Genomic DNA, 22,519 nt, shown 5'->3' on the forward strand with positions numbered 1-22,519 from the left:
TTACATGGTCGGCGAATGGACGCTTTTAATATGTTGTATGTTTGTATAAAAGGTCTTGCCTTCCGCTGTAATCATGTGGACGATATTGTTATCAATTTCTTTTAGTAATCCGATCTTACTAGGGGTTCTCCCCAAGTCAAAAACAACGATTTTGCCTTCCAACTTTCTAAGTTGTTCTTCGAAGGAGCGCGATAGAGGCAAATCAGAAGGATTTACAGGAAAACACTTTTTATCCAATAGGTAAGGTGTATGGTAGTCATTATATGGAATAAGCCATTTCAAATGGATTAATGGAATAAACATTGTTTTGTAAACAGGGGAATAAAATTCGAAGTAATTCGTCATGATATGGGTAATGTATCCATGTACAGGCTGATACCCAGAAACAAAAATTTCTGTAAATACCCCCTTGGAATTCATTAACATTTTTCTATACGAAATCTTGTCACTAATGATTGGTTTTTCAGTAAGAGTGGAGAAGTCCGTTGAATTTTTTTTGGTATTCATACTGACATTGAGAATATGAAAAGAAGGAATATAAATATAGCGTTCTCCGTTAAACAAAACTAGGATATCTTGCCCCGCATCTACCAAAATACCGGTATGCCATTTTTCACCGAGCAATTCAACATCAATAACCGCTCCTAGCTTCTTCTGAAAAAGGTCCATCAATGTCACCTCCTCTCACTTAAATAACCAGCCCGTCCATACATATAAACAAAAGAGACTTATAATAAGACCGATAGGAACGATCATAATCGTCACTTTTATATACTGACTCCAGGTAAGTTTTATATGATGTTTTCTAAGAATATGCATCCATATCAATGAAGCTAGTGTCCCCATTGGTAAAAGTAAGGACCCAATATCTGCGCCAATGACTGTGGCCAAATAGGCAGTATGCATAGTAAAAGTATCTAGTCCCATATTTTGCAAAGATAAGGTGCCAATCATAATTGAAGGTAAATTATTAAACAGATTGGACATTGCAGTAAGCAGAAAACCCATCACAAAGATCGCATTAAAGTGACTTTGGGCAACCGCACCGCCAAGCCATTGTACGAGAAAGTCCGTCAGTCCTGAATTATGGAGCCCGTAAATGATGACATAAATACTGAAAGCGAATATGAGTATATGCCAAGGCGTTTTTACAAGAATATCCCTCGGTCCAATTCCTTTACGTATCCACCTAACTGCAATTAGCACAATTGCACCTATGATTGCGGGCCATTCCGTTGCAACACCAAGGGGGGTCAGCAAGAAAAAGCTGCATCGAATTAGAATGACAACTAGGATGCAAATACGAAACAATCCCCAATCAATATAGCCTTTTTCCTCCGGATCTACTTGTAAGGGATGAAAATTCGAAGAATTATTGTGTACAATAGTGCTTATCGAATTGGGCTGCAAGGTCGTAATTTTTACGGGAATCTCTCGCTTAAAATAGAGGAAAAGCAGAAATGTAATTGTAATAATCCCTGTCATGGCGGGTACGAACATCATTGTTGTATATGTGTTAAGATCTAAACCGACTGTTTTTAACGCAATCAAATTCGCTAGGTTGCTGACTCCGATCGGTGCGCTTGCTCCAGTAGCAACTAACGCGCCTGATAGAAGATAAGGAATTTTTTGCCGTGTTTTTAAGTTCAGTATAGCTAAGGTTTGGATGATAATGGGGGTTGTTATAAGGATACTTCCGTCATTATTAAAAAACATCGTCATTAGGAAGCATAATACATTAATGTACCAGAATAAGGCTCGACCGGATCCTTTTGCTCGAACAGCCAAATTAATTGCCGCCCATCGAAAAATACCAATACTCTCCAAAACAATTGACATTACAATTGTTGATATAATGGTTATGCTTGCCCCACTGACAATCGTGGCAATATGATATACACCTGAAAGAGGCACAATTCCTAATGCCAAGAAAATCATAGCACCAAGAGACGTTGGAATGGATTCGTTAATACCGAACGGCCTCCAAATTATCAACAACGTAACGGTAACAAAAACAATGGAGATTACCGCAGTTGTTATATCAAACATGTGCCTGCACCTCACAAGGGTTGGCTGCTGATGGTTTACGTTTCAGAACAATGATAGGGAGGACGAGAATTTGATAACATGTAGATCCAGTAAGGAATAAAATGTTCCTCATATTCTCCCTCCTCCCACCAACATATAAAATTCAGAAATGAATTATTTTTTTTCGGTGTTATCTTGCTTTTGTTCCTTTTTTTCGTTATTATCTTGCTTTTTTTCCTCTTCTTTTTTGACGCCATAAGACATGCTCTTAATATGAAAGTTAAAAATAGTGACCAATTCATGGTTTACAACCATGGTAATGAAATCATCATTCGTATCTGCTAAAACGCCCTGGATACTTTCATGTCCTCCACGGTTAACTTGACACCATAGGCTCTTCATGCCTTTTAATAGGCTAACAAAATTGTCTGCTTCCATAACTTTCAATGTTGCAGGATACGCAGGTGCAGTCTGCAAGTACTCCACAGAGTCCTTCGTGTTTACTGTGAGACTTTTCAGATGACTCGTGTTGTAGTAGATAAGTCCATCCTTTTCATTATAGATACCCACATAATCAAATCCCACTGCAACAATCTCACCTTGCCTAGATTCAGGACCTCCACGATCAAGTCTTACTTGTTTGCCCATTAATACAGAATAATCATATGCCATGATAATCATTTCCCCCTTCAGGTAGTGGTTAGTTGTTCTTGCATAATGTATATATACGTACCCGGCAAAGGTTTGTACTAAACGAATGCCCCGTTTCTTAGAAACTCCACATTTATCACTAGAGGGTATTTGTACGTGAATATAAACACAGCTCCCCTCCACGAATGAGTGAAGAGGAGCTTAGCCGATCCTTTTATTTACGTCTTTTTCACATTGGATACATCGGAAATACTGCTTAGGGCAACAACATATACGGTATCTCGTGTGGATAATACAACGAGCCCTTCGTTAAGTCCGATAACAGCCGCATTGGAAACATCGTTTAATTGTTCGGCTAACGTGTTGAAGTCAACAGTCGCTTTACCGACCAATGGACTAAACAAGTTCATCATTGCCGGGCTTTCGCAGTTATCCATTTCGTTTTTATCAGCGTTTTCTTTATCTTTAATAAACGTAATGTCGAATTCTCCCGTCCATATCTCTAAGCCTGCAATTAGATGGATTGGCACGAAGTATTCGATTCCGTTACTTGTAAAGTTTACTATTAAATTCTCGGCGGAAATGATTTTCGCATTGGAATATTTCCCGTTTGAGTAGTCTAACGTGTGCAACTCTTTTAACTTTTTGTCTTTTAGTTGACTTAGAAGATTTTGCATGGTATCCGCACTATGACAGCATTTGCAGCCCTCGTTGCTGGACCTATCTTCCTTTTTTGGCGGCCCTGGCGGTTTAGGCTTTGGTGGTCTTGGGGGCCCTGGCGGCTTCGGAGGCCCTGACGGTCCTTCATGTCCTTTCGGTCCTTCTGGTCCTTCTGGCCCATCTGGTCCTTTCGGTCCTTTCGGCCCTTCTGGTCCTTTCGGTCCTTCTGGTCCCTTCGGTCCTTTCGGTCCTTCTGGTCCCTTCGGTCCTTTCGGTCCTTCTGGTCCCTTTGGTCCTGCTGGTCCTGCTGGTCCTGCTGGTCCTGCTGGTCCTGCTGGTCCTGCTGGTCCTGCTGGTCCTGCTGGCCCTGCTGGTCCTGCTGGTCCTGCTGGCCCTGCTGGTCCCGGTGGTCCCGGTGGTCCCGCTGGCCCCGCTGGTCCCATTTCCCCCCTAGGGCATCGCTTACAATGATGTTTTTTGCATGTATGCTTTCTTTTTAGTTTGCGGCAAGCTTTTTTCTTCTTTTTCTTATGCTTCGTACATTTGCATGGCTCTTTTCGATTGCATACTATACAATGCTCCTCCAAGACATTTTCTTGTGTATGGGAGACGTTTGTCTTTTCCTTTACTTTGTATGGACTAAGTTTAGCAACAACTTTTTCAATACGAAATGTTTTCGTACCAAAAGCTCTAGGATTAAAGAATACGTGCGATCGATTCATCATGACTAACCCCTCCTTTCAGAATAGTAGGCATTTGCTAATAGAGAACATATATCTATGTGGGTGTTTGCAATAACAGTGTATGAACCTATAAAATAGCCTGTTCTAGTGAAATAGCACATTTTGAGACGAATAGAGAATTATAATTGTTTTTTAGAAGAAATACGGGCTATACCCTAGTTCACTCACATTGACGTGACATATACATGCAGTATAAATATCGCTTCATGTCATCTGTCAGGTAATATATGTGCAGCGTGATTAGTTATACGCCAACAAACAGGAGGTACCCCTATGTTAATCGTCTGTATACTGATTCTTTCAGGAATGGGCTTGTATGCTATATTAAAGCCTTCGAAAGAGCTATACGCTAGTTCGTTAAATACTGATATATTTCCAGAACTTAATAGGAATAGTGCCCAGAATGCTAACTTTTTGAAGGCTCAACCTATCAGGGAGACGGGTAATAGTGACTTTGACTAGATAAGAGTAGATAAAGGTTATACGGTGGTTCTCGACTGAACAAAAAAAAGCCTATCTAGTTTACTCTAGATAGACTTGATATTCTTTTATTCTTCAATCTTTGGTCCACTCAGCTCGCCAACCCATTCCCTGAACAGATCGTAGTCTTCCCCCACCTGATGAGCGTAAGAAATGGCCCAATTGGATATATAATCACAAAACGCGTCCGTATCTGGTCCAATTGCGAGGTGAATCTCATCCTCGCTATGGTAGGATATCAACTCGTGCTCCATGTCCGCATCCGCCCGCGAATGAAGCTTCGCTGTGATCCGTCCCATACAATCTAATACCGGCAAAAGATCCTCCGTTTCCTTAATCTTGTCCGCCTTCAGCCGTTTCTTATAAGGAGATCGCTCCCGTACGTAATAATCTCTGTCGTCCATCGTCAAATATCCTAGATATGGGTCCGCCTCGTGATGCATAGCCTGCTGTGTGAAGATAACCCGCTTGCCCTGATGGCCGAAATATGTCCAGAATGACTCTTTGAACGGCATGAAATACGCAGGAACTGGGACCCGTACTTCCTTTACTTCGATGATGATATCGTCCAGCGCTTGCTCGCCGCCTTCTCCTTCGATGAGCACGTAATAGCGATCTAATCCGATAGACGCAGTGCCCGAGCCGTGCTTCACAGCAACGTCCTTAATCGCGTAGAACCCGTCAGGACGTTTAGTACTTTCAGTCAGCGACGCCTTGTAATTCGGCCAGACTTCCTCCAGCTTGCGACGCTCTTCTTCTGTAGCCGGAAGGATCTCCTCCGAATTCATAAACCGTCTTGTCCTGCGCGTTAACGTGGTGATGCCTTCCAAAAATTGCGAGGCTTGCCGTTTCTCTGTCTTTTTCAAAAGATTGCGGATCAGCCCTGTCGTCCTGTCCTTGTTAAAGACAAGCGTGCGCGGGTCATCCTTGCGTTTCACAAACCGGCGAATCTGATTCACATACGCTTCCAAGTACGTAGTGATCGCATTCTTTTGTCCATCCTCATCGATCTGCTTGCTCCGACTTACCAGTGCTACACTTACCGACATTCTAAGCAAATCGTACAAATAAGAGCCTAGATACCCCTCATCAAAATCGTTTACATCGTATACGATCCGACCTTCTTCGCTACGGAACGCCCCGAAATTTTCGAAATGCAAATCTCCCTGAATCCACGTCGGCCGCTCTATTGGGCTGTGATAAGGAAACCATTCCCTACTAACGTCAAAATAGAACAAATATGCGCTACCACGGAAGAACGAAAACGGACTCACTGCCATTTTCTCGTATTTTTGCAGTCGCTTTTCTTCGGATAGCCCCATTAACTGTCCGTCGAACTCGTCGAGCACGCTGCTAAGCAGCTCTTTGCGCAGCCGTTTTTGCGTAATCTGGACCCGTTCTGTAAGCATTTCCGTCTTCATTTGCAACTCCTCCTTATTTGATACAAATATTTAAACTTAGTACTTTATTTCAAGGTTCTTATCATGTTTCACGCAAAATTCTTTCAATAATCCTATAACTTCGTTTCGATTATTCTTCTTATCTTCTATTAAATATGACAATTGGTAGCCCTACCTATAATACCATATTAAGGAATTAATCAATTAAAATAGTTCATTTACTCGTTCCCTTCCTACCTTGTCCTGCATGATATGAAAGTAGGAATGTTTAGGGTGGGGAACTAGAATGACTGTTATTTTCAAAATAGTGGGTGGAGCTGCCGAAGTCAAGACGAAAGATGGCGTGTTGGACTGCTGATTCACAGAAAACAGGCTACCTCGTTATGCCGGCAGCCTGTTTTAATTAAAATATAAGAATTTATATGTTTCACATAATAATTCGGCTATATTTATCCATAAACGCACTCGTCCTAAGAGGACGGCGTAGCCGTTTATTTTGTTTCGCTAGTTTACCCGTTTGCGTGGAGTCCGCGGCTTACCGCGAGTTTCACGCCATCTCATAAGGAATAAACACAGTAATTTTCGTGCCTTTGCCGATTTTGGATTCGACCTCGATCCGTCCATTATGCTTAGCAATGATCCCGTATGTGATAGACATCCCTAGTCCTGTACCTTCTCCGATCGGCTTTGTTGTGAAGAAGGGATTGTACATATTAGCCAGCGTCTCCTCCGACATTCCGATTCCATCATCTTCGAAAGTTACTGCGATTTCAGAGCCGGCATCCCAGAGACTGACTTTCAAGCTGCCAACAGGCTCCTCGCTTCCCGCCGTGCTAGTTTCCTTGGATTGAACGGCTTGGCACGCGTTTATCATCAAATTCAAAAAGGCTTGATTCAATTGGTCAGGGTAACATCCGATCCTATTAGTCTGACTATATTCTGTATAAAATATTATTTGTTTGTTGTATTGGGATTTAACTATTATTACCGTGGATTCCAGTAAATCCTCGATACTCCAGAGCTTTTTCTCCGCCGCTTCCAGACTGGAGAATGTTCTTAAATCTTGAACAATCGTCTTGATTCGATGGCTTCCATCGAGTATTTGGCCAAGCGAGGAATCGAAGGTCTCGAAGTTGCGGTTAAAGTACTCGATAATTTCCTGGTCGTTCCCTTCCATTAAGCCATTGACTTCCGTTTGGAATTTCGCCAAATCCTTCTCTAACGAGCTTGCGCTTAAATAAACGTAATTAGTCGGATTGTTAATCTCATGCGCCACGCCTGCCACCATCGTCCCTAGTCCGGCCAGTTTCTCTGATTGGGCAAGCTTCGATTGGGCAATTTTCAGTTTGAAGATCATCTCGTTCAATCTTTTCGCTAACCAGGCTCCCAAGGCGAGGATCAATAAAGCGACAATGCCTGCCTCAAAACCAAATTTCAGCAGAAATGAGGAGGTACTCCCAATCAAGTCCTTCTCAGGCACCGCGATAACCAAACGCCAATCCAGCTTGTCATTGTAGGAATAATTGCTCATGTCCAGGTAATAATTCTCTCCAAGCAATTGATAAACTTCCGGTTTCGTCATTGAGAATCCATTCGCTTGGATCCGTTTTTGCATGATGGCTTTGCTTTGCGAAATTAGCGAATCTTCCGGAGACGATGTCGCGATAACCTCTCCTTTTGGATCCATCAAAAAGGCAATTCCATGTTTGCTTATATCTATTCCCTTCATGTAATCGCCAAGCTTATCGAAGATGACGTCCACCCCGAAGACCCCTATAAGAGTTCCATCCTTGGCCAATAAACGTTTGGACGCCGAAATCCCTATAACAGGATCAGACACACCAGTGTAAGGCTCGGTCCAATATATGCTTTCCATGGATTTGGCCTCTTGGTACCACGAACGCGTACGTGAATCAAAATCCGAAACGGTTCGAATCGGATTTCCAATCTCATCGTTATCGTTCATAGCGTAAGTGATATATGGATTTATTCTCATGTCCTTCGTGTAGGACACAACGTATTGATCGTTTATTTTGCCTGCTGTAGCGATCCCGCCCTGTTCGTTCGCGAAATAGGCCCACTCCACGGAGCTTATGTATTTAATTTCATTTAGTAAAAAGCGCCCTAAGAGGACGGGATCATCAATGTGAACCAAACCGTTTGCTACCATCCGCCTATTTAAGTCGATAATGCTCTCCGCTGGATTCAGATAATTGTCTAATTGGCTAAACACATCTTTCTTGATTCGATTCACCATCGTGGTGCTTGTACTTTCGGCTAGTCTGGAAGTATACTCATATACCTGTACATAGTAAATGGCAGCCAATATCAGAATGATGCTTATAAAAGGAATCAAGATTTGAGTTTTGACGATCCGCTTGCTCTTTTCGATGCTTAATTCCTCCCTACGACTACAGGCAGAACAATTTCCACCATCGTCCCTTTGCCAAGTTCGCTTTCAATTACGAGCTTTCCGGAATGCTCCTCAATAATTTTGAAACAAATCATGAGCCCTAGCCCCGTCCCTTTCTCTTTCAAGCTGTAAAATGGTTCTCCCAAATGAGGAAGACGGTCCGCCGGTACCCCGCAACCTTGGTCAAGAATTCGGATGACGAATTTGTTGTCTGCCCCCCAGATTGTCGTAATCGTGATATTTCCGCCCTTGTCCATCGCCTCAATCGAGTTTTTCAATAAGTTAATAAATAGTTGCTTGAGTTGATTTTCTTCACCTTCGACCATTGGCATGTCATCGACCATTTCGAGTTTAAATTGGATGTTGTGCAAGAGCGCTTGCGGAGATAAAAAGGCGACCACTTGCTGGATAAGCTGATCCAAATGCAAGGGTATGAATTTTGAATTCTGAGGTTTGGATACGTACATAAATTGGGACGTAATCCATTCTATCGATTCGATTTCGCTCATCATAATATCGAGATAGTTTGTTTTATCGAGCATTTTTTCTTTGATTAGTTGCAAAAAACCTTTGAGCGTCGTAAGGGGATTCCGAATCTCGTGTGCGATACCTGCAGCCAGTTGCCCGACGACTGCCAACTTCTCTGATTTGCGAAGCATATCTTCCGTCTGTAGCAGCTCTCTCGTTCGCTGCTCGACTCGCACTTCCAAGCTTTCGTTCATTTGCTGCAGTTCCTTGATCAAACGAATATTGCAAAGCTCTAACTCAAACGCCTCCAACGCCCTTTTAACAGAAATTAGTAAATCTTGCGGCTCAATCGGTTTCGTAATGAATTTGTATATGTTTCCTTCGTTAATCATATCGATCATATCTTTAATATCCGTATAAGCGCTTACAATCATTCGAATCGCATTCGGCAGAATCTGCGCGGATTCATTTAAGAATTCCATCCCCGTCATACCCGGCATCCGTTGATCCGAAATAATGAGATTAATCCGGGTCAGATTCGGATATTGAGCAATAATGTCCAAAGCTTCAAAACCGCTTCTAGCGGCGATGACGATATATTCCTCTTTTAAAATTCGTGTTAAGGCATTCAAATTAGGGAGCTCGTCGTCCACGATTAATATCGTATGTTTTTTTGTATTATTTACATCTCTTTGGGGAATGGACAACTTGCTTTTGTCAAACGTGAATGCCATTTTACTTCCTCCCATTTAAGTGATTTCAGCACTCGCTTCGCTAGACATTACATCAATGGTGCTCCCAATCAATTTTTGCTCTTTATACAGGCTTTTAACTTTCTGAACTAGATTCTCGGTTAACTCGATTCCAGAGGTAAGCAATTTTGCTCCAGAACTAGTCATTAAAGGCGCCGCCAGCAGCATACCAGGCTTCAAGTCATTGATTGAAATAACCTGAATTACAGGTTCATTTTCCGAAGCAACGATTTTTTCTAAAGCTTCTAACAAAATAGACGGATAAGACGGAGTAATGCCCTTAACCTTGTCTAATGCCTGGAATTGAGAATATCCTTGGTACAACAATGTTTCAAACTCAACCAATATGTTCAGAATGAACTGACCCAAAACAGTATGATCTGAAATGTCCTGATTTAATTCACTTGGATGGATCAACTGATTGCGTATAATTCTTGCAACTTCTTCCAAATTAGGGTTGAGCGAAACGAGCAAGGCGCCGATAGCCGGATGCTGGTTGAAGGAAGCGGCTTCTTCCCATGTAAGCGGAATTCCTGAAAATTTCTTTTTTACAAGCTCATAAGGAAGTTTAAGACAACCCACCTGTGAAAGCATGATAGCCGTCTCGACGTACCAGCTGCTTTGAGGATCTATAGACAATATTTGCATCATTTTTTTCGCTTTTGCGCGCATACATTTGAAATGTTCAAAAAGGACAGGATATTGATTCGACAATAGATGGTTCATGAAATCAATTACGCCCGATACGGTTTGTTTTACCGATGACGATTGGGTTTCAGCTTTAGATCGGTGCAGTCCCAAATGAACCTCTACCCTTGACATCACATCTTCTGCACGAAACGGTTTCGTTATGTAATCTTCTCCGCCTGTTTTAAAGGCATTAACGATCTCATCAGTGTGTGTTAATGCACTAATAAAGATAACTGGAATATGGGCTGTTGAAGGTATTCTTTTAAGTGATTGACAGACTGCATAGCCATCGATTCCCGGCAGCATAATATCCAGCAAGATCAAATTAATTTTTTCAGTGGACGCAATTTGCAGTGCTGTGGTGCCATCGGTGGCTAACTTGACGATATAATTCTGCTTTAGTATATCTTTAAGAATAGCCGTACTTACTAGGCTGTCATCGACAATTAAAATTGTTTCTAATTTTCCAACACATTTCCGCCTCTCAAAATTGTTTCGAAGTCCGGCACATTGCCTTTTTCCTCTAGCTCTAAAATTTTTTTATCTAGTAACAGCAATTTGTGCACTCAATTCGTCCAAAAACACATCGATATATATGTCTAATCGAGAGTCACTCGTGGCCTCTCACCTCCAAGATAAATAGCTTTATCCGTTTTTAGGGGACAAAAAAACCAAGACGGAATAAGCGTATCCACGCTAGTCCTTCTTGGCCTCGGCACGGCATGTATCCGCTTTGACTACCAAATGATATTTAGAGTGTAATCTTGCCTTGTTCGATCAATTCTTCGAGATCCATGTTCAGAATCAGTTTATAAATGGTTTCTCTGCCATTGGGTAATGGTTTGAAAACGAGCGTTGACGATTCAATACGCAGTCCAGGATACAATTTGTTTAAGTCAGGATTCATCACTTCATAAACCAGCGGATTACCCTTCTCATTAAAAAACTCCTGCACGCATCCTTTTTGCTTCAGATAACTGAGCAGCATTTCTTCGAGTACGGTATTTCTGAGGCTCGTGATAAAAGACAAAGTGCTATGGTCCAGACGGCAGCTCGCATCAATCGGACCCTTGCCAAAAATATTCTTGCGATGGTTAATGAGTAAATTCTTGAGGTGCCGCTCAACATCTGCTTTGTGAAACACCAAAATCATGCCTTTCCATCTATATTTAATTATCGGATAGGTAAATATGCCTAGTATACTTATTTTATCATAGTAAACTAATTTTTTCCTAGTAAACTTTTTTTAATAATACCAAGTATTCTGCGCTTTATTTGAATGAAAAAAGAGCTGCCCCGAGGCAAGCTCCATTCACTATCGATAATTCGCATATACTAATCATTTAATCCTTTTCCACTCAAAATTTGCTGCTTATATTTTTCAATCCTTGAATCTCGCGTTTTGGATTGCTTGGGTTCAGAAAAATGAAGGAGGTATGCTCTTTGCCGTCCCGGTGTCAATGCTTCGAAAGCGGTTTTCAAGGCAGGGATTTCATCGAATTTATTTTGTAATTCTTCAGGCATGGCATATTCTGTATTCTTTTTATATGCCACTTCCACACCGGACTTTTCAACTTCTATAGCTTCATAAATATAGTCTTTCAAGATGTTTTCCATGGCAATGATTTCTCGAACATCGGTGAATCGAATCTGGCGCGCCGCCTGTACATTCTCCGTTTGTTGGATTAGAATCCCCTCGGGATCCTTTAACAAGACACCTTTGTGAAACAGAATCGCACAGTATTCTTTAAATCCGTGTATTAAAAGGACGTTTTTATTCTGAAACGTGTAACAAGGATGCATCCACTTAAAATCTTCGGTCAGCTCACAGTCAAGAACGATATTTCTCAACTTCTCAAATTCTGTCTTCCACGTTTTAGCCTTTCTTAGAAATCCATCAACTTTTGGATTCATCATACTTTGTGTCATCAAGGAACACCTCTCTATATGGGTTCGATCAACTTATCTAGGATCCATGGTACCACAATTTCGTTCACTTTTCTCCCGTTACTTTAACAAGCAAAAAAGAGCTGCCGCGAGGCAAGCTCCTTCACTATCGGTAAACCGAATGAGGTTATTGTTCCAACAACTTTTTAAGTTCGCCGTGCCAATTACTCCAGCCATACTTAGCGCCTTCGAGTCCTTGTGGCGTTGCGATGCCAGTTTGCTCGAGATGAAGGTTAATCTTTCCGTCCCCTAGATCCTGCAATGTCCAGACGACCGTGTGCTCCTCTCCGGTAACTCCCCACGTATAGGACAACCTGTTTGGTGCGTCCACGATAAGCACTTCGCCGTCAATCAGTCCATTCCACCATTCGTTCGGCTGAGAGCGAAACTGAAAACGGTGTCCTACAATGGGCTTAAAATCATTTTCCAAGACCCACTTGGCAAGCTTGTTTGAATCGGTTAAAGCGGACCACAACTTCTCGATCGTTGTCGTGTACTCAAAATCCATGGTTAATGTTAAACTCATTCTTCTTCCTCCTCTAATAATAGGTTCAATCGAAACATATTTGTACGCCAGAATTTGCTGTAGTAAGCCACCCAATCTTTAATTTCTCTGAGTGGAGAGGCGTTTAGCCGAAATCGCGTTTCTCTGCCGACTTTTCGGTCAAGGATCAGTCCAGCCTCTTTTAGAATTGTTAAATGCTTGGATACCGCTGTACGGCCCATTTGAAATTGTGCTGTTAATTCATGAAGAGGTATCTCCTCTGCCTCTGCCAATAGACGAATCAGTTGGCGCCTAGTTGGATCTGCAATCGCGTCAAACACGTCCCGCAACTGGTTGTTTTCGTCCACAACACCCTCTCCTTACTAGTATTACCAAGGGACGGCCGTTACTTTCACCACCTCCTCTAAGTATGCGGCTCTTCGGACGTAGCCCACGAGGCAAGACTATTTAATCAGACACCCTTTAGTGTCTTATTAAGAATAGGTCACCATATGGTGTCCTGTCAACAACATTTTTAATTCGATTAAATAATAAAAGCCGCAAATACGCGGCTTCGTAATGGAGGCATTTCAGCATGCCCCTCGGGCTTTTAGTTTATAGTGACTTTCTTAGTGTCCTGATTCTAGGTAATTTTCTTCTTTGTCAAAAAAAGGGGTATCCTTCTTAATAATCGGATCTATAACAGATACAGCATCCTTCGTTGTTACATGCCAATCCTCATTTGAACAGAGGACTTCAGTTAAAAAAGCATCAATGTCCATGGTCTGTGATTCCTTCCTTTATATTCCTAAAGCGTATAACCTTAGTATTAGTGATGCAGATCATGTTTATTCAATTGCGTGTATCGCTGTTCTCATTTGAAATAGATCAATCGTTCTCCAGCCACCATCATATGAAATTTTTGCGCGGGATACTTGTGAAACAAATAATCGACGAAGTAGGACGGGTTATCGCGATTATTGGAAAACATATCGAAATGAATAGGAACGAGAAGATCCGTTCCGATCTCAACGCCGAAATCTGCCGCTTCACGGAAGTTCATGTTACCTGCAATTCCCCTGGAGGTTCTCGCATAATCCCCTCCGTTAATTGGCAGGAGCGTTACGTGAGGCTCAAATTTCTTGGCCTGCTCGATCAATTCAGACGTGACAACCGTATCTCCTGTATGGAAAATTCGCACCCCGTTGATTTCAATAAAAAAGCCCAAATAATACTGATTGCCATCCTGATCAGCCTCATACGCCGTGTGCGCTCCCGCTACTGGGGTAATTGTTACGTCTTTAACGGATATTGCTTGCTGCTGCTTTGCAGGTATAATGCGGCTTGAAGCCAGTTCAATGTCTTGCAGCATATACACATGTGATGCCGGAGCCACAAATTGCGTCTTTGGATGCGCCTGTGCAACACCTCTGATCGTAGTCAAATCCATGTGATCATTATGAAAATGCGTGATTAATACCGTGTCTACATCCAGCTCCTGTGGAGAGAGCGGAGGCGGGATTTCCCGCTTAAATTCGGTGGCGGGATTTTCCAATTCAATAGAATAACTTAAGTAAGGGTCTACACAAATAATGGCATCGGAGCTACCGCCTTTTATCAGCACTCCCGCTTGTCCCAAACTCCATATCGCTGCCCCGCCTTCAGGTACATTCGTTCGTTGAATATCCTTGAGCAGCGATTCTCCAGCGTTGTAAATAGGTCTTAAATGCTCTCTTGCCAATCGGCTACACTCCTTTGGTGATTGTCTGCACATTATTTGTTTCCTTCCTACGTAGTTTACTCCTTGGGGTTAACTCCAAGTCAAGTAATTTCCCGCAACGAGTGAATCAAAAAAGCAGCGCACACCCTCTGTAAGGAAGATGTGCGCTGCTGTTGCGGAAATTAGAACGTATTATACACATTTTGACATTCTTTCGCGGTCGGCTCATAAAAACAGTGCTTCTTGTAGCGACCTGCTTTCGGCTGATTATACCAGGTATCCGGACATGGTCCAGGATTGTCGAACGTTCCTGGTCGGAAATACCAGAGGGAGAATTTGCCTGGCCAAATCCGTTCCCCATCCACAGCTCTTTGTGCTAGGCGACGCTCTCTTTCTCTTGCATTTTGATAGTACAACCCGTGTTGCAACGCTTCAAACGCATGCGGTTGGTTGATCATTTGGGGAATTGTCCTGAGATTTTTAAAATCGGAGCAATTCGCTCTTATTCGATTAATGCCAACATTTCCAACAAGAAGCATACCTGTTTCGCCTTCGGTCTCAGCTTCAGCTCGAAGCAACCTTGCCAACATGTCGATATCCTGTTTTCTAGCTTTTACGACTGCCATTCGCTCACCTCTTTTGATTGTATGTCTAGACCCATCATATTGTAGGTGCAGCGGATGTGTTACTCTGGCATTATGGGAAGCTCAATTAGACATTTATAAATACTTACATAATCTGATATAGTTATAAATAGATCGTATAATCCTTAAGGGAAAACCTCCAATTAAAAGGAAGTGCTCAACAATGAATCTAGAAATGGTTATGCAAGAACTTGAATCTCTCAGCAAAGAACGAATGAAGAAAATCTACATGTCCAATGGCGCGCAGGAACCTCTTTTTGGGGTGACAACAGGGGAAATGAAGCCAATCGCCAAGAAAATTAAAATAAATCAGCCTTTGGCTGAGCAGCTTTACAACACAGGGAACTACGATGCCATGTACTTTGCTGGTGTTATTGCAGACCCCAAAGGCATGACTGAAGCAGATTATGATCGTTGGATCGATGCGGCATATTTTTATATGCTGTCCGATTATGTGGTTGCAGTAACATTGGCAGAAGCAGATATTGCTCAAGAAGTCGCCGATAAGTGGATCGCAAGTGGTGAAGAACTGAGAATGTCAGCGGGCTGGAGTTGTTACTGCTGGCTATTGGGAAATCGCAAAGACAGTGAATTTTCCGAAAGTAAACTTGCCAATATGCTTGAACTTGTGAAAAATACAATTCATGATGCTCCCGAAAGAACGAAATATGCGATGAATTATTTCATTTACACAGTGGGGGTATCCTATATACCGCTTCACGAAAAGGCACTTGAAACCGCAATTGCTGTAGGCCAAGTAGAAGTCAAAGGTAACAAGAAAATACATGCTTACCCAAATATTTTAAAAGAACTCGATAAAGGGAGAATTGGTTTCAAACGCAAGCATGTAAGGTGTTAAACGATGGCTTTGCTATTCAAGCTAAATCTGGATACTCTGAACAATATATTGGTATAATGAACGATAGAAATTCCAAAATACATATAGTTAGGCGGAAATGTTCATGGAAACAGGTAATCAAACAATTACGGTAGAAACGACAATCAACGCTCCAGTTGAAAAAGTGTGGGCAAATTGGACAGAACCACAGCATATTACGCAATGGTCTTTTGCTTCTGAGGACTGGCATGCGCCCACTGCCGAAAATGATTTAAGAGTTGGCGGAAATTTTCTTACCAGAATGGAAGCTAAGGACGGTAGCTTTGGATTTGATTTTGGTGGCGTTTATGACGAAGTGAGAACAAATGAATTTATTTCTTACACGTTGGGTGATGGTAGAAAAGTTGCAATCACTTTCATTAGTCAAGATAACAATACGAAGGTCATTGAAACTTTTGATCCAGAAACCACCAATCCCATTGAGATGCAACAAGCAGGCTGGCAGGCGTTTTTAGATAATTTCAAAAAATATACGGAAGCTTCTAAATAAATCTGCACTTTTCATTTGACTACGTTACATCACAGCAAAATCCCGGCGGAGCAGTTTCCGCCGGGATTTTGTTGCTTCGGTGTTTCTGAAATTTAACGGTACCCCGATGCATTCGCTGGTTTGCCTGCCTCCTGTACCTCTACTAGATACCGCCAGCAGTCTGGCTGTGAGCCATCCAGATCTTGAAACCCATAGATTTGCGAGAGCGCTCCGCTGGATACCGATTGTCCATTCCATCGACCAACTTCTGGATCTGCGGCAAGAGCTGCCACAGCTCGTCCCATGAAACGCGGCGTTTCCGAGATGATGAAATGGGGTTCAGCTACTGTCGCGTCACGCCAATTATCTTCCTTGACACCAAAGTGTTCAAGCATGATTTCAGAACGCATCCACCCCGGTGTCAAGGCGATAGCGGTGCATTGATAGGGCGAAAGTTCTTGGGCTAGCGACTTTGCCATACGAATGACAGAGGTCTTAGCAAGATCGTAAAACATAGATAAACGGTAGTTGTTATTGTTGTATTCTGCCGTACCGTCTGTTACCTCGATAACGAGTCCTCCCTTGTTTCGGATTAACAGGGGTAATGCAAAGTGACTTGTAATGATATGTGTATCAATCGCTAATCGAAGCATACGAAATCCGCCTTCAAGGGAGTGTTCCCACACGGGCACATTCCATTGTATCAAATTTTCACCACCCCACACATCGTTAACCAGTATGTCCAATCGCCCTTGTTCGCTCTCAATGCGAGCCATAAGTGCTTGTACTTGAGCCTCATCCAAATGATCAACTTGAACGGCTATACCTTGTCCACCTGCTTGACATATTAATTCAGCGGTTTCCTCTATCGTTTCTGGACGATTGTATTCCGAGCGTTGTACGCGCGTGGTGCGGCCAGTCACATAAACAGTAGCACCAGCTGCTCCTAATTCAATTGCAATCCCTCTTCCACCGCCGCGCGTTGCTCCTGCGACTAAGGCTACTTTTCCTGCCAAAGGTTTCATCGTTAGGGTTACTCCTTTTCTTGTTCTATCGATTATTATAGACCATAACGATGATCTTTGCAGAGGCTAGAAAAAGTTAATTTCTACTCTCAGTTTGCCTGCCAATCAATAATCTAATCTGGTTATTCTTCGCTCGTATCGAAAAGTTAGGATCCATTGTTCCCTGCAGCACATGAAAGGCTGTATATTCAAAGCCATCATAAACCATTCGCAATTCACTTTCAGATGAAGAAATAATCCGTGGCAAACTTTGAGCATTCTCATCAAACTTGGGTTTCCATATGACTTGATCAGCATTCTTTTCAAGCGTGATTGTCATTTCATCCTCAACTAGCTTTATTGTAATGGTTCCACAGGCTGTACCTTGAAATGAAATGATTGCGACGCCCTTTTCCTCCTGATAAGTAATATCTTCAAAAGTGAGCGGCAGAAGTTGTCCATCGACAGTACTAAATAATGGATATATCCCCGCGCGAATCTGATTACCACTCCACCGGTATCCATCCATAATCGGCAAATTGTTAAACTGAAGTTGATTGCCTGTACACACCTCATCTAAATATCGCTCGCGATAATCTTCACGAAACAGGTGCATATCCCTTATCCAGAACCGTTCATTCTCGGTATACACATTGATTCGGTAATACTTGCTGTTAAACCATATCGACTTATGCCCTTCCTCTTTGGAATCGCTAAATGCAGCTACAACAGATGCAGGGGTTGTTTGGTAGTTTGCTTAAACCATCGTCCTGTTTCGCCAAGGGTTTCAACCTCTAGCGTGCCTTCTTTTTGCAGCTTTGCCAACTGTTCAAACTGATAGATCAGCCCTTGACTCATTTTCTCCCAACCAAAACTATTTTCCTGACCAACCTGTGTATAGCCAAATGAGAGGCAATTTCCGCTGAAGTTTTCTTTGAAATACCAATCAGTCCAAGTATTCACACCTCCACCTAGCTCATGATAAACAGGCTCTAGCGTGATGACTTTCTGAATGGCAGGTGCACCAGAATCAAGCTTCAAGCCAACATCATATTGATGAATCGGATCGGATCCCAACATGCGGAATATCGGAATGTTAATCTGTTGTTCCAATGTTTGGGCCGGACTGAAATAGTTCTTGCGACTTGGATAGTATCCTTGATGATAATAGCCTCCCCAGAGGTTATACCCGTCCGTCCCCCATTGATCCTTACACATACATAAGGCGTTGATTTCGTATTTTTCTGCCAAATAGGTAATGGTATGCACGTCGAGTGACCAGAAACCGATCGACTTAGGGTATCTTTGAAATACCGAATAAAAGTCGTCCATGACGATGTCAATGATCCGCTCACGTTGTTCCAGCGTATATCCGACTGTAAATCCGCAATGTGCATGCCAGTCCCACGCATAACGTCCTTTCCAAGGGATTCCTGCTTTCTTGGCAAGCGGCTCTACAACTTCCAGCCACACGCCAAGCTCAATGTTATCCGTATCCATCTCTTCGAACATCAAAGTAAAAACGGGATCTATCAGAGCATCATATTGAAACAAAAAGGTTCCTTTTAGATCATGTTTTTTTAGAAGCTCTATTTGCTCCTGCACAGGTTGAACCAGATCAATATCTCTTCCCGGCCTTGGCTCTACACCACGAATAAAGTTAATAATGTTGACGATTTGTCTTTTCATTGGAAATCCTTCTCTCTTCGTAAAGTGTTTGATTTGTTCAATCATATACCTTAAAATGCTTCCTAGGGAGTAAGTATCCAACTTAAAATGTGGACAAATCAACGGGAGTGGTGTTGTGAAGCAACAGTGCTGAAATCCAGTGGAATACCTACGGGGACAGTTCTGTATGTAGGCAGTGTGGAACATGTCATAAGGTCATTCCAATCCATGTTTCAAGCGTTTTCCCATAGGGATTCATTTTTTCAGTTAGATGTCATACAGAATCTGATTTCATTATTAGCGTTAATCGGACGAAATGTGCAGAATTCTAAAGGGTCCTTGATCAGCAAACACAATCGAATCGAAAAATCTTTACGATATATCCACGAGCATTTTCATGAGGAATTGACGTTAAAACAGCTTGCCGAAATGGAACATCTGAGCGTGAGTCATTACAGGACGGTCTTTACAGAAATCTTGAGTGTGTCACCCTATGAATATATTTTGTTACAAAGAATGAATCGTGCCTGCGATCTGCTGCGCAATTCACTTCTAAGTGTTGCGGACATAGCAGAAATGATCGGTTACCAGGATCAGCGGTATTTCAGTCGATTATTTAAAATAAAAACGGGCATAACGCCCCAGAAGTATAAAATTAGGACAAATATTGGGTATGCTACGGATGAACCAGATTAAACATACAATGAACAAGCGAGGCTAGTATGAATCCAATCCATCAAGTTCGTTTATTTGTTGCTGTGCCGATCCCGTCCGGATGTAAGCATGTGGTTGCCGACTGGATGGAGGAACTAAAACGGCATCTTCCTTTTCGCAAATGGGTCCATCCTGAGGATCTGCATATTACGCTGCAGTTTCTTGGAGATACACCTTCAGACTCGGTCCCTCGCATTACGCAAGCGTTGCAGGAAATAGAGGCAGCATCTAATCCCCTCTTACTGCATGTGGAATCCCTCAGCATATTCGGCCGACCAACCCAGCCTTCTGTGCTCTGGGCCGGTGTCGGAGGTGATGTAGAAAGTTTGCACTTATTACAACAATGGGTAGCTGGCGCACTTACGCCGCTTGGTTTTACACCTGAAGCGCGCACGTTTCACCCGCATCTGACGCTTGCACGCAAATTTACGGGGATGACGCCATTTGAGCTTCATACGTTACGTGATTTCCCAGTACCAACATCTTCTAGAAGCGACGATCTCGCGTGGAAATCTAAAGAAATTACACTGTACCAGAGCCATTTGAATAAGGTACCGATGTATGAAGTCATTTCGGTGACTTAAGGGTGATTGAACCTAAAGAAAAAGGGGGACGCTTTGTCACGCTTTGTCCACCCTTTTCATCATTCAACTCGTTTGGTTTTATTTATTTCCTTCCAAACACAACCTTATCAAATCATCCACATGAGCGGTTGCCAAACACTCGACTGTATCTGCCGCACCGTAGTAAATCTTTACTTCCCCATCATCCTCCAGAATCATACCGCCTGGAAAAATAACATCGTTACGGAAGCCTCCATCTGTTTCATAGCTTACCTCTGGCGCCAATAGCGGTTCCTTATACAAACCGATTACCTTCTTCGGGTTATCCAAATCAAGGAGCATAATGCCCGCCGTATAGCGCTTTTTCCACGTCGGCTCCCAGCCATTTTTACCGCGGTTTGGATCGATATCAACGGCATGGATCGTCGTCAACCATCCCTTGGAAGTTCGAATTGGCGGTGCGGCAGGTCCAATTTTATCATTCGCATAGGGAACGTGCTCTACACCTAAGACAAGCTCCGTGTCTCCCCAGTATTTGAGATCTGGCGACTGCGAAAGCCATATATCAAATTGATCTTTCCCACGGCTGTAAACCGGGAACGGACGTTCCAAACGCACATAATTACCGTTAATCTTCTCTGGAAAAAGCACCATGTTCCGATTGTCTGGCGCTGACAAGGAAAGGATTTCGAACTGATCAAAATCATCCGTTACCGCAATGCCACCTCTGACGCCATGACGGGTATCTACGGCGAAGCACATGTAAACGCGACCATCCATCACGGTTAATCTAGGGTCGTAAACTCTTGTAATTTCCTCATCATAAAGCTTCCAACATGGCTTGGATTGTACATCCCAATGGATGCCATCCTTACTGTAGGCTAGTCCCAGATCCGTTGTATGAGAGGGTTCCAATGTTTCATTTTTGACGGAGCCGTGGTCATTACGGAACACCATGACGTATTGACCTTGGAATTTGGTTACCCACGCATTGAATGTAAGCGCCGTTGGATAGGGCACGGAATCTGCCGTTAAAATGGGATTGGCAGGATGTCTGGTTATTACCGTGCTTGATGTTAATGAACCGATCGTTAAGGTCATCTGAGTTCCTCCTTCAATCTTATCTATCATTAGGTTACAATAGGAGAGCGCAGGTTTCCTATCAATCCTTGAACAAACCTCTCATTTCTTGAATAGGCTGTGATTCCCATGACATTTCCAATCAATAAGCAATTATCGGATTATCCGAATATCGGATCATTCCCGTTTCATTTATCCATAAATCGGGTTGATCAGTATTTCCCCAGCCATCGTCATGATTTTTTAGAATTCTCTTTGGTTGTCGAGGGCTCCGGATACGAAACCGTGAACGGTCAGGCACATCCGATGAAACCTGGCACCTTTACCCTGCTGCTTCCTTATCAGGTACATGAAATCAAGGCAAATCCCGGAAGTCCGTTAATCTTGTTCAATTGTATGTTTGGCTTAGAACTGCTTGGTGACCCAGCTGAGCGCTTGCTTCTCTCGGATACTAATCCGTTCTTGACTCACTATGACTTGAGCGTGGAACAAAGTGAGATCATGAGACAGAAACTTCAGGGGATGCTTCGTGAATTCGAACTTAACGACGACATATGGAAGCCGCTTCTCTTAAAAGGAGAGCTCCAGCGCATCCTTGCGTTCCTCCACAGGCTTTATCCGTGCATCTCACAGCAGTCGAATATAACTGATATTCCCTCAAAAACCGCTTTGCCATGGGCCATAATACGCTACATTTATACCCGTTACAGGGAACCGCTCACCTTGGAGCAGATCGGCACCCATTTTCATTGTCATCCTTCCAGGGTGACTCAAATCTTAACCCAGCATCTAGGCGTGACTTTCGTTGCGCTCCTTCAGGAGACACGGATTCGGCACGCATGCAGTTTATTATCAACCACCGAGTTGAAAGTAACCGATATTGCTTATGAAGTCGGTTACGAATCGTTCGCCAGCTTTAGTCGTAATTTCCTTAAGCATATAGGAATTTCTCCGACAATATATCGGGCATCAATGCGAGCGAAGTTGAAATGAATGACAAATAGAAATACCCGACGGAGCTAGTGCTCTGCCGGGTATTTTCC

At 42.8% G+C, this 22,519-nt stretch carries 25 protein-coding genes; 6 read left to right on the forward strand and 19 right to left on the reverse strand.

The annotated features are described in order from the left end of the window. The 4 genes from AC58PQ_RS22055 to AC58PQ_RS22070 form a co-directional block, all read right to left on the reverse strand. Complete coding sequence (locus AC58PQ_RS22055; protein ID WP_497245342.1) at nucleotides 1-669, reverse strand: YwrJ family protein; 669 nt, start codon at nucleotides 667-669, stop codon at nucleotides 1-3. A 15-nt stretch (nucleotides 670-684) separates the two neighbouring features. Next, a complete protein-coding gene (locus AC58PQ_RS22060) occupies nucleotides 685-2,049 on the reverse strand; it encodes an arsenic transporter (RefSeq protein ID WP_497245344.1) in 1,365 nt (454 codons plus the stop codon). A gap of 153 nt (nucleotides 2,050-2,202) precedes the next feature. Beyond that, entirely contained in the window at nucleotides 2,203-2,700 is a 498-nt protein-coding gene (locus AC58PQ_RS22065) for a hypothetical protein (RefSeq protein ID WP_497245346.1), read from the reverse strand. A gap of 197 nt (nucleotides 2,701-2,897) precedes the next feature. Continuing rightward, complete coding sequence (locus AC58PQ_RS22070) at nucleotides 2,898-3,356, reverse strand: hypothetical protein (RefSeq protein WP_497245348.1); 459 nt, start codon at nucleotides 3,354-3,356, stop codon at nucleotides 2,898-2,900. A gap of 34 nt (nucleotides 3,357-3,390) precedes the next feature. On the opposite strand from AC58PQ_RS22070, the gene AC58PQ_RS22075 reads away from it, so the two are divergent. Next, a complete protein-coding gene (locus AC58PQ_RS22075) occupies nucleotides 3,391-3,810 on the forward strand; it encodes a hypothetical protein (protein ID WP_497245350.1) in 420 nt (139 codons plus the stop codon). An 820-nt stretch (nucleotides 3,811-4,630) separates the two neighbouring features. Here AC58PQ_RS22075 and AC58PQ_RS22080 read toward each other — a convergent pair. The 11 genes from AC58PQ_RS22080 to AC58PQ_RS22130 all read right to left on the reverse strand — a co-directional run bounded on the left by AC58PQ_RS22080 (nucleotide 4,631) and on the right by AC58PQ_RS22130 (nucleotide 15,062). Continuing rightward, nucleotides 4,631-5,983 (reverse strand): DUF2252 domain-containing protein, encoded by a 1,353-nt coding sequence (locus AC58PQ_RS22080; RefSeq protein WP_497245352.1) that lies wholly within the window; start codon nucleotides 5,981-5,983, stop codon nucleotides 4,631-4,633. A 526-nt stretch (nucleotides 5,984-6,509) separates the two neighbouring features. Further along, nucleotides 6,510-8,318, reverse strand: a complete 1,809-nt coding sequence (locus AC58PQ_RS22085) for an ATP-binding protein (RefSeq protein WP_497245354.1) — start codon at nucleotides 8,316-8,318, stop codon at nucleotides 6,510-6,512. Between the two features lie 38 nt (nucleotides 8,319-8,356). Next, nucleotides 8,357-9,577: an ATP-binding protein gene (locus AC58PQ_RS22090; RefSeq protein ID WP_497245356.1), complete on the reverse strand. Its 1,221-nt coding sequence runs from the start codon at nucleotides 9,575-9,577 to the stop codon at nucleotides 8,357-8,359. Between the two features lie 15 nt (nucleotides 9,578-9,592). Further along, on the reverse strand, nucleotides 9,593-10,738 hold the full coding sequence (locus tag AC58PQ_RS22095) for a response regulator (RefSeq protein ID WP_497245468.1): 1,146 nt from the start codon (nucleotides 10,736-10,738) through the stop codon (nucleotides 9,593-9,595). A 298-nt stretch (nucleotides 10,739-11,036) separates the two neighbouring features. Next, on the reverse strand, nucleotides 11,037-11,438 hold the full coding sequence (locus tag AC58PQ_RS22100; RefSeq protein WP_497245358.1) for a hypothetical protein: 402 nt from the start codon (nucleotides 11,436-11,438) through the stop codon (nucleotides 11,037-11,039). Between the two features lie 182 nt (nucleotides 11,439-11,620). Continuing rightward, a complete protein-coding gene (locus AC58PQ_RS22105; protein WP_497245360.1) occupies nucleotides 11,621-12,214 on the reverse strand; it encodes a YdeI/OmpD-associated family protein in 594 nt (197 codons plus the stop codon). A 145-nt stretch (nucleotides 12,215-12,359) separates the two neighbouring features. Then, on the reverse strand, nucleotides 12,360-12,758 hold the full coding sequence (locus tag AC58PQ_RS22110) for an SRPBCC family protein (RefSeq protein WP_497245362.1): 399 nt from the start codon (nucleotides 12,756-12,758) through the stop codon (nucleotides 12,360-12,362). Beyond that, nucleotides 12,755-13,084, reverse strand: coding sequence for an ArsR/SmtB family transcription factor (locus AC58PQ_RS22115; protein WP_497245364.1), 330 nt, complete (start codon nucleotides 13,082-13,084; stop codon nucleotides 12,755-12,757). Before AC58PQ_RS22115 ends, AC58PQ_RS22110 begins: the two co-directional genes overlap by 4 nt. A 261-nt stretch (nucleotides 13,085-13,345) precedes the next feature. Next, nucleotides 13,346-13,498, reverse strand: a complete 153-nt coding sequence (locus tag AC58PQ_RS22120; protein ID WP_497245366.1) for a hypothetical protein — start codon at nucleotides 13,496-13,498, stop codon at nucleotides 13,346-13,348. A 92-nt stretch (nucleotides 13,499-13,590) separates the two neighbouring features. Beyond that, nucleotides 13,591-14,457, reverse strand: coding sequence for an MBL fold metallo-hydrolase (locus AC58PQ_RS22125; RefSeq protein WP_497245368.1), 867 nt, complete (start codon nucleotides 14,455-14,457; stop codon nucleotides 13,591-13,593). Nucleotides 14,458-14,618: 161 nt separating this feature from the next. Then, a complete protein-coding gene (locus AC58PQ_RS22130; RefSeq protein ID WP_497245370.1) occupies nucleotides 14,619-15,062 on the reverse strand; it encodes a cell wall hydrolase in 444 nt (147 codons plus the stop codon). A gap of 181 nt (nucleotides 15,063-15,243) precedes the next feature. On the opposite strand from AC58PQ_RS22130, the gene AC58PQ_RS22135 reads away from it, so the two are divergent. Beyond that, nucleotides 15,244-15,939: a DNA alkylation repair protein gene (locus tag AC58PQ_RS22135; protein WP_497245372.1), complete on the forward strand. Its 696-nt coding sequence runs from the start codon at nucleotides 15,244-15,246 to the stop codon at nucleotides 15,937-15,939. 103 nt (nucleotides 15,940-16,042) lie between these two features. Continuing rightward, a complete protein-coding gene (locus AC58PQ_RS22140) occupies nucleotides 16,043-16,468 on the forward strand; it encodes an SRPBCC family protein (RefSeq protein WP_497245374.1) in 426 nt (141 codons plus the stop codon). Between the two features lie 92 nt (nucleotides 16,469-16,560). On the opposite strand, the gene AC58PQ_RS22145 is transcribed toward AC58PQ_RS22140, so the two are convergent. The 3 genes from AC58PQ_RS22145 to AC58PQ_RS22155 form a co-directional block, all read right to left on the reverse strand. Continuing rightward, nucleotides 16,561-17,472, reverse strand: coding sequence for an SDR family oxidoreductase (locus AC58PQ_RS22145; protein ID WP_497245376.1), 912 nt, complete (start codon nucleotides 17,470-17,472; stop codon nucleotides 16,561-16,563). Nucleotides 17,473-17,548: 76 nt separating this feature from the next. After that, nucleotides 17,549-18,067: a hypothetical protein gene (locus AC58PQ_RS22150; protein WP_497245378.1), complete on the reverse strand. Its 519-nt coding sequence runs from the start codon at nucleotides 18,065-18,067 to the stop codon at nucleotides 17,549-17,551. Nucleotides 18,068-18,174: 107 nt separating this feature from the next. Then, nucleotides 18,175-19,140: a hypothetical protein gene (locus tag AC58PQ_RS22155; protein WP_497245380.1), complete on the reverse strand. Its 966-nt coding sequence runs from the start codon at nucleotides 19,138-19,140 to the stop codon at nucleotides 18,175-18,177. A gap of 126 nt (nucleotides 19,141-19,266) precedes the next feature. Here AC58PQ_RS22155 and AC58PQ_RS22160 point away from each other — a divergent pair, with 126 nt between their 5' ends. Next, the gene (locus AC58PQ_RS22160) at nucleotides 19,267-19,815 is read left to right on the forward strand and encodes a helix-turn-helix transcriptional regulator (RefSeq protein WP_497245382.1); all 549 of its coding nucleotides are present in this window, start codon (nucleotides 19,267-19,269) and stop codon (nucleotides 19,813-19,815) included. 26 nt (nucleotides 19,816-19,841) lie between these two features. Then, nucleotides 19,842-20,417: an RNA 2',3'-cyclic phosphodiesterase gene (thpR, locus tag AC58PQ_RS22165; protein ID WP_497245384.1), complete on the forward strand. Its 576-nt coding sequence runs from the start codon at nucleotides 19,842-19,844 to the stop codon at nucleotides 20,415-20,417. Nucleotides 20,418-20,495: 78 nt separating this feature from the next. Here thpR and AC58PQ_RS22170 read toward each other — a convergent pair whose 3' ends face one another. Continuing rightward, on the reverse strand, nucleotides 20,496-21,497 hold the full coding sequence (locus tag AC58PQ_RS22170) for a glycoside hydrolase family 130 protein (protein ID WP_497245386.1): 1,002 nt from the start codon (nucleotides 21,495-21,497) through the stop codon (nucleotides 20,496-20,498). A 108-nt stretch (nucleotides 21,498-21,605) separates the two neighbouring features. Here AC58PQ_RS22170 and AC58PQ_RS22175 point away from each other — a divergent pair, with 108 nt between their 5' ends. Next, a complete protein-coding gene (locus AC58PQ_RS22175; protein ID WP_497245388.1) occupies nucleotides 21,606-22,469 on the forward strand; it encodes an AraC family transcriptional regulator in 864 nt (287 codons plus the stop codon). The last annotated feature ends 50 nt before the right edge of the window (nucleotides 22,470-22,519 follow it).

Source organism: Paenibacillus sp. J22P143 (genome assembly GCF_059692035.1).

Excerpts from the sequence above, each read along its gene's own strand:
- AC58PQ_RS22065 (WP_497245346.1), bottom strand. The coding sequence starts at position 2,700 with ATGGCATATGATTATTCTGTATTAATGGGCAAACAAGTAAGACTTGAT.
- AC58PQ_RS22170 (WP_497245386.1), bottom strand. The coding sequence starts at position 21,497 with ATGACCTTAACGATCGGTTCATTAACATCAAGCACGGTAATAACCAGA.
- AC58PQ_RS22080 (WP_497245352.1), bottom strand. The coding sequence starts at position 5,983 with ATGAAGACGGAAATGCTTACAGAACGGGTCCAGATTACGCAAAAACGG.
- AC58PQ_RS22110 (WP_497245362.1), bottom strand. The coding sequence starts at position 12,758 with ATGAGTTTAACATTAACCATGGATTTTGAGTACACGACAACGATCGAG.
- AC58PQ_RS22090 (WP_497245356.1), bottom strand. The coding sequence starts at position 9,577 with ATGGCATTCACGTTTGACAAAAGCAAGTTGTCCATTCCCCAAAGAGAT.
- AC58PQ_RS22155 (WP_497245380.1), bottom strand. The coding sequence starts at position 19,140 with ATGAAAAGACAAATCGTCAACATTATTAACTTTATTCGTGGTGTAGAG.
- AC58PQ_RS22060 (WP_497245344.1), bottom strand. The coding sequence starts at position 2,049 with ATGTTTGATATAACAACTGCGGTAATCTCCATTGTTTTTGTTACCGTT.
- AC58PQ_RS22145 (WP_497245376.1), bottom strand. The coding sequence starts at position 17,472 with ATGAAACCTTTGGCAGGAAAAGTAGCCTTAGTCGCAGGAGCAACGCGC.
- AC58PQ_RS22120 (WP_497245366.1), bottom strand. The coding sequence starts at position 13,498 with ATGGACATTGATGCTTTTTTAACTGAAGTCCTCTGTTCAAATGAGGAT.
- AC58PQ_RS22150 (WP_497245378.1), bottom strand. The coding sequence starts at position 18,067 with ATGCACCTGTTTCGTGAAGATTATCGCGAGCGATATTTAGATGAGGTG.
- AC58PQ_RS22135 (WP_497245372.1), top strand. The coding sequence starts at position 15,244 with ATGAATCTAGAAATGGTTATGCAAGAACTTGAATCTCTCAGCAAAGAA.
- AC58PQ_RS22130 (WP_497245370.1), bottom strand. The coding sequence starts at position 15,062 with ATGGCAGTCGTAAAAGCTAGAAAACAGGATATCGACATGTTGGCAAGG.
- thpR (WP_497245384.1), top strand. The coding sequence starts at position 19,842 with ATGAATCCAATCCATCAAGTTCGTTTATTTGTTGCTGTGCCGATCCCG.
- AC58PQ_RS22070 (WP_497245348.1), bottom strand. The coding sequence starts at position 3,356 with ATGCAAAATCTTCTAAGTCAACTAAAAGACAAAAAGTTAAAAGAGTTG.
- AC58PQ_RS22055 (WP_497245342.1), bottom strand. The coding sequence starts at position 669 with ATGGACCTTTTTCAGAAGAAGCTAGGAGCGGTTATTGATGTTGAATTG.
- AC58PQ_RS22100 (WP_497245358.1), bottom strand. The coding sequence starts at position 11,438 with ATGATTTTGGTGTTTCACAAAGCAGATGTTGAGCGGCACCTCAAGAAT.
- AC58PQ_RS22105 (WP_497245360.1), bottom strand. The coding sequence starts at position 12,214 with ATGACACAAAGTATGATGAATCCAAAAGTTGATGGATTTCTAAGAAAG.
- AC58PQ_RS22175 (WP_497245388.1), top strand. The coding sequence starts at position 21,606 with ATGACATTTCCAATCAATAAGCAATTATCGGATTATCCGAATATCGGA.
- AC58PQ_RS22140 (WP_497245374.1), top strand. The coding sequence starts at position 16,043 with ATGGAAACAGGTAATCAAACAATTACGGTAGAAACGACAATCAACGCT.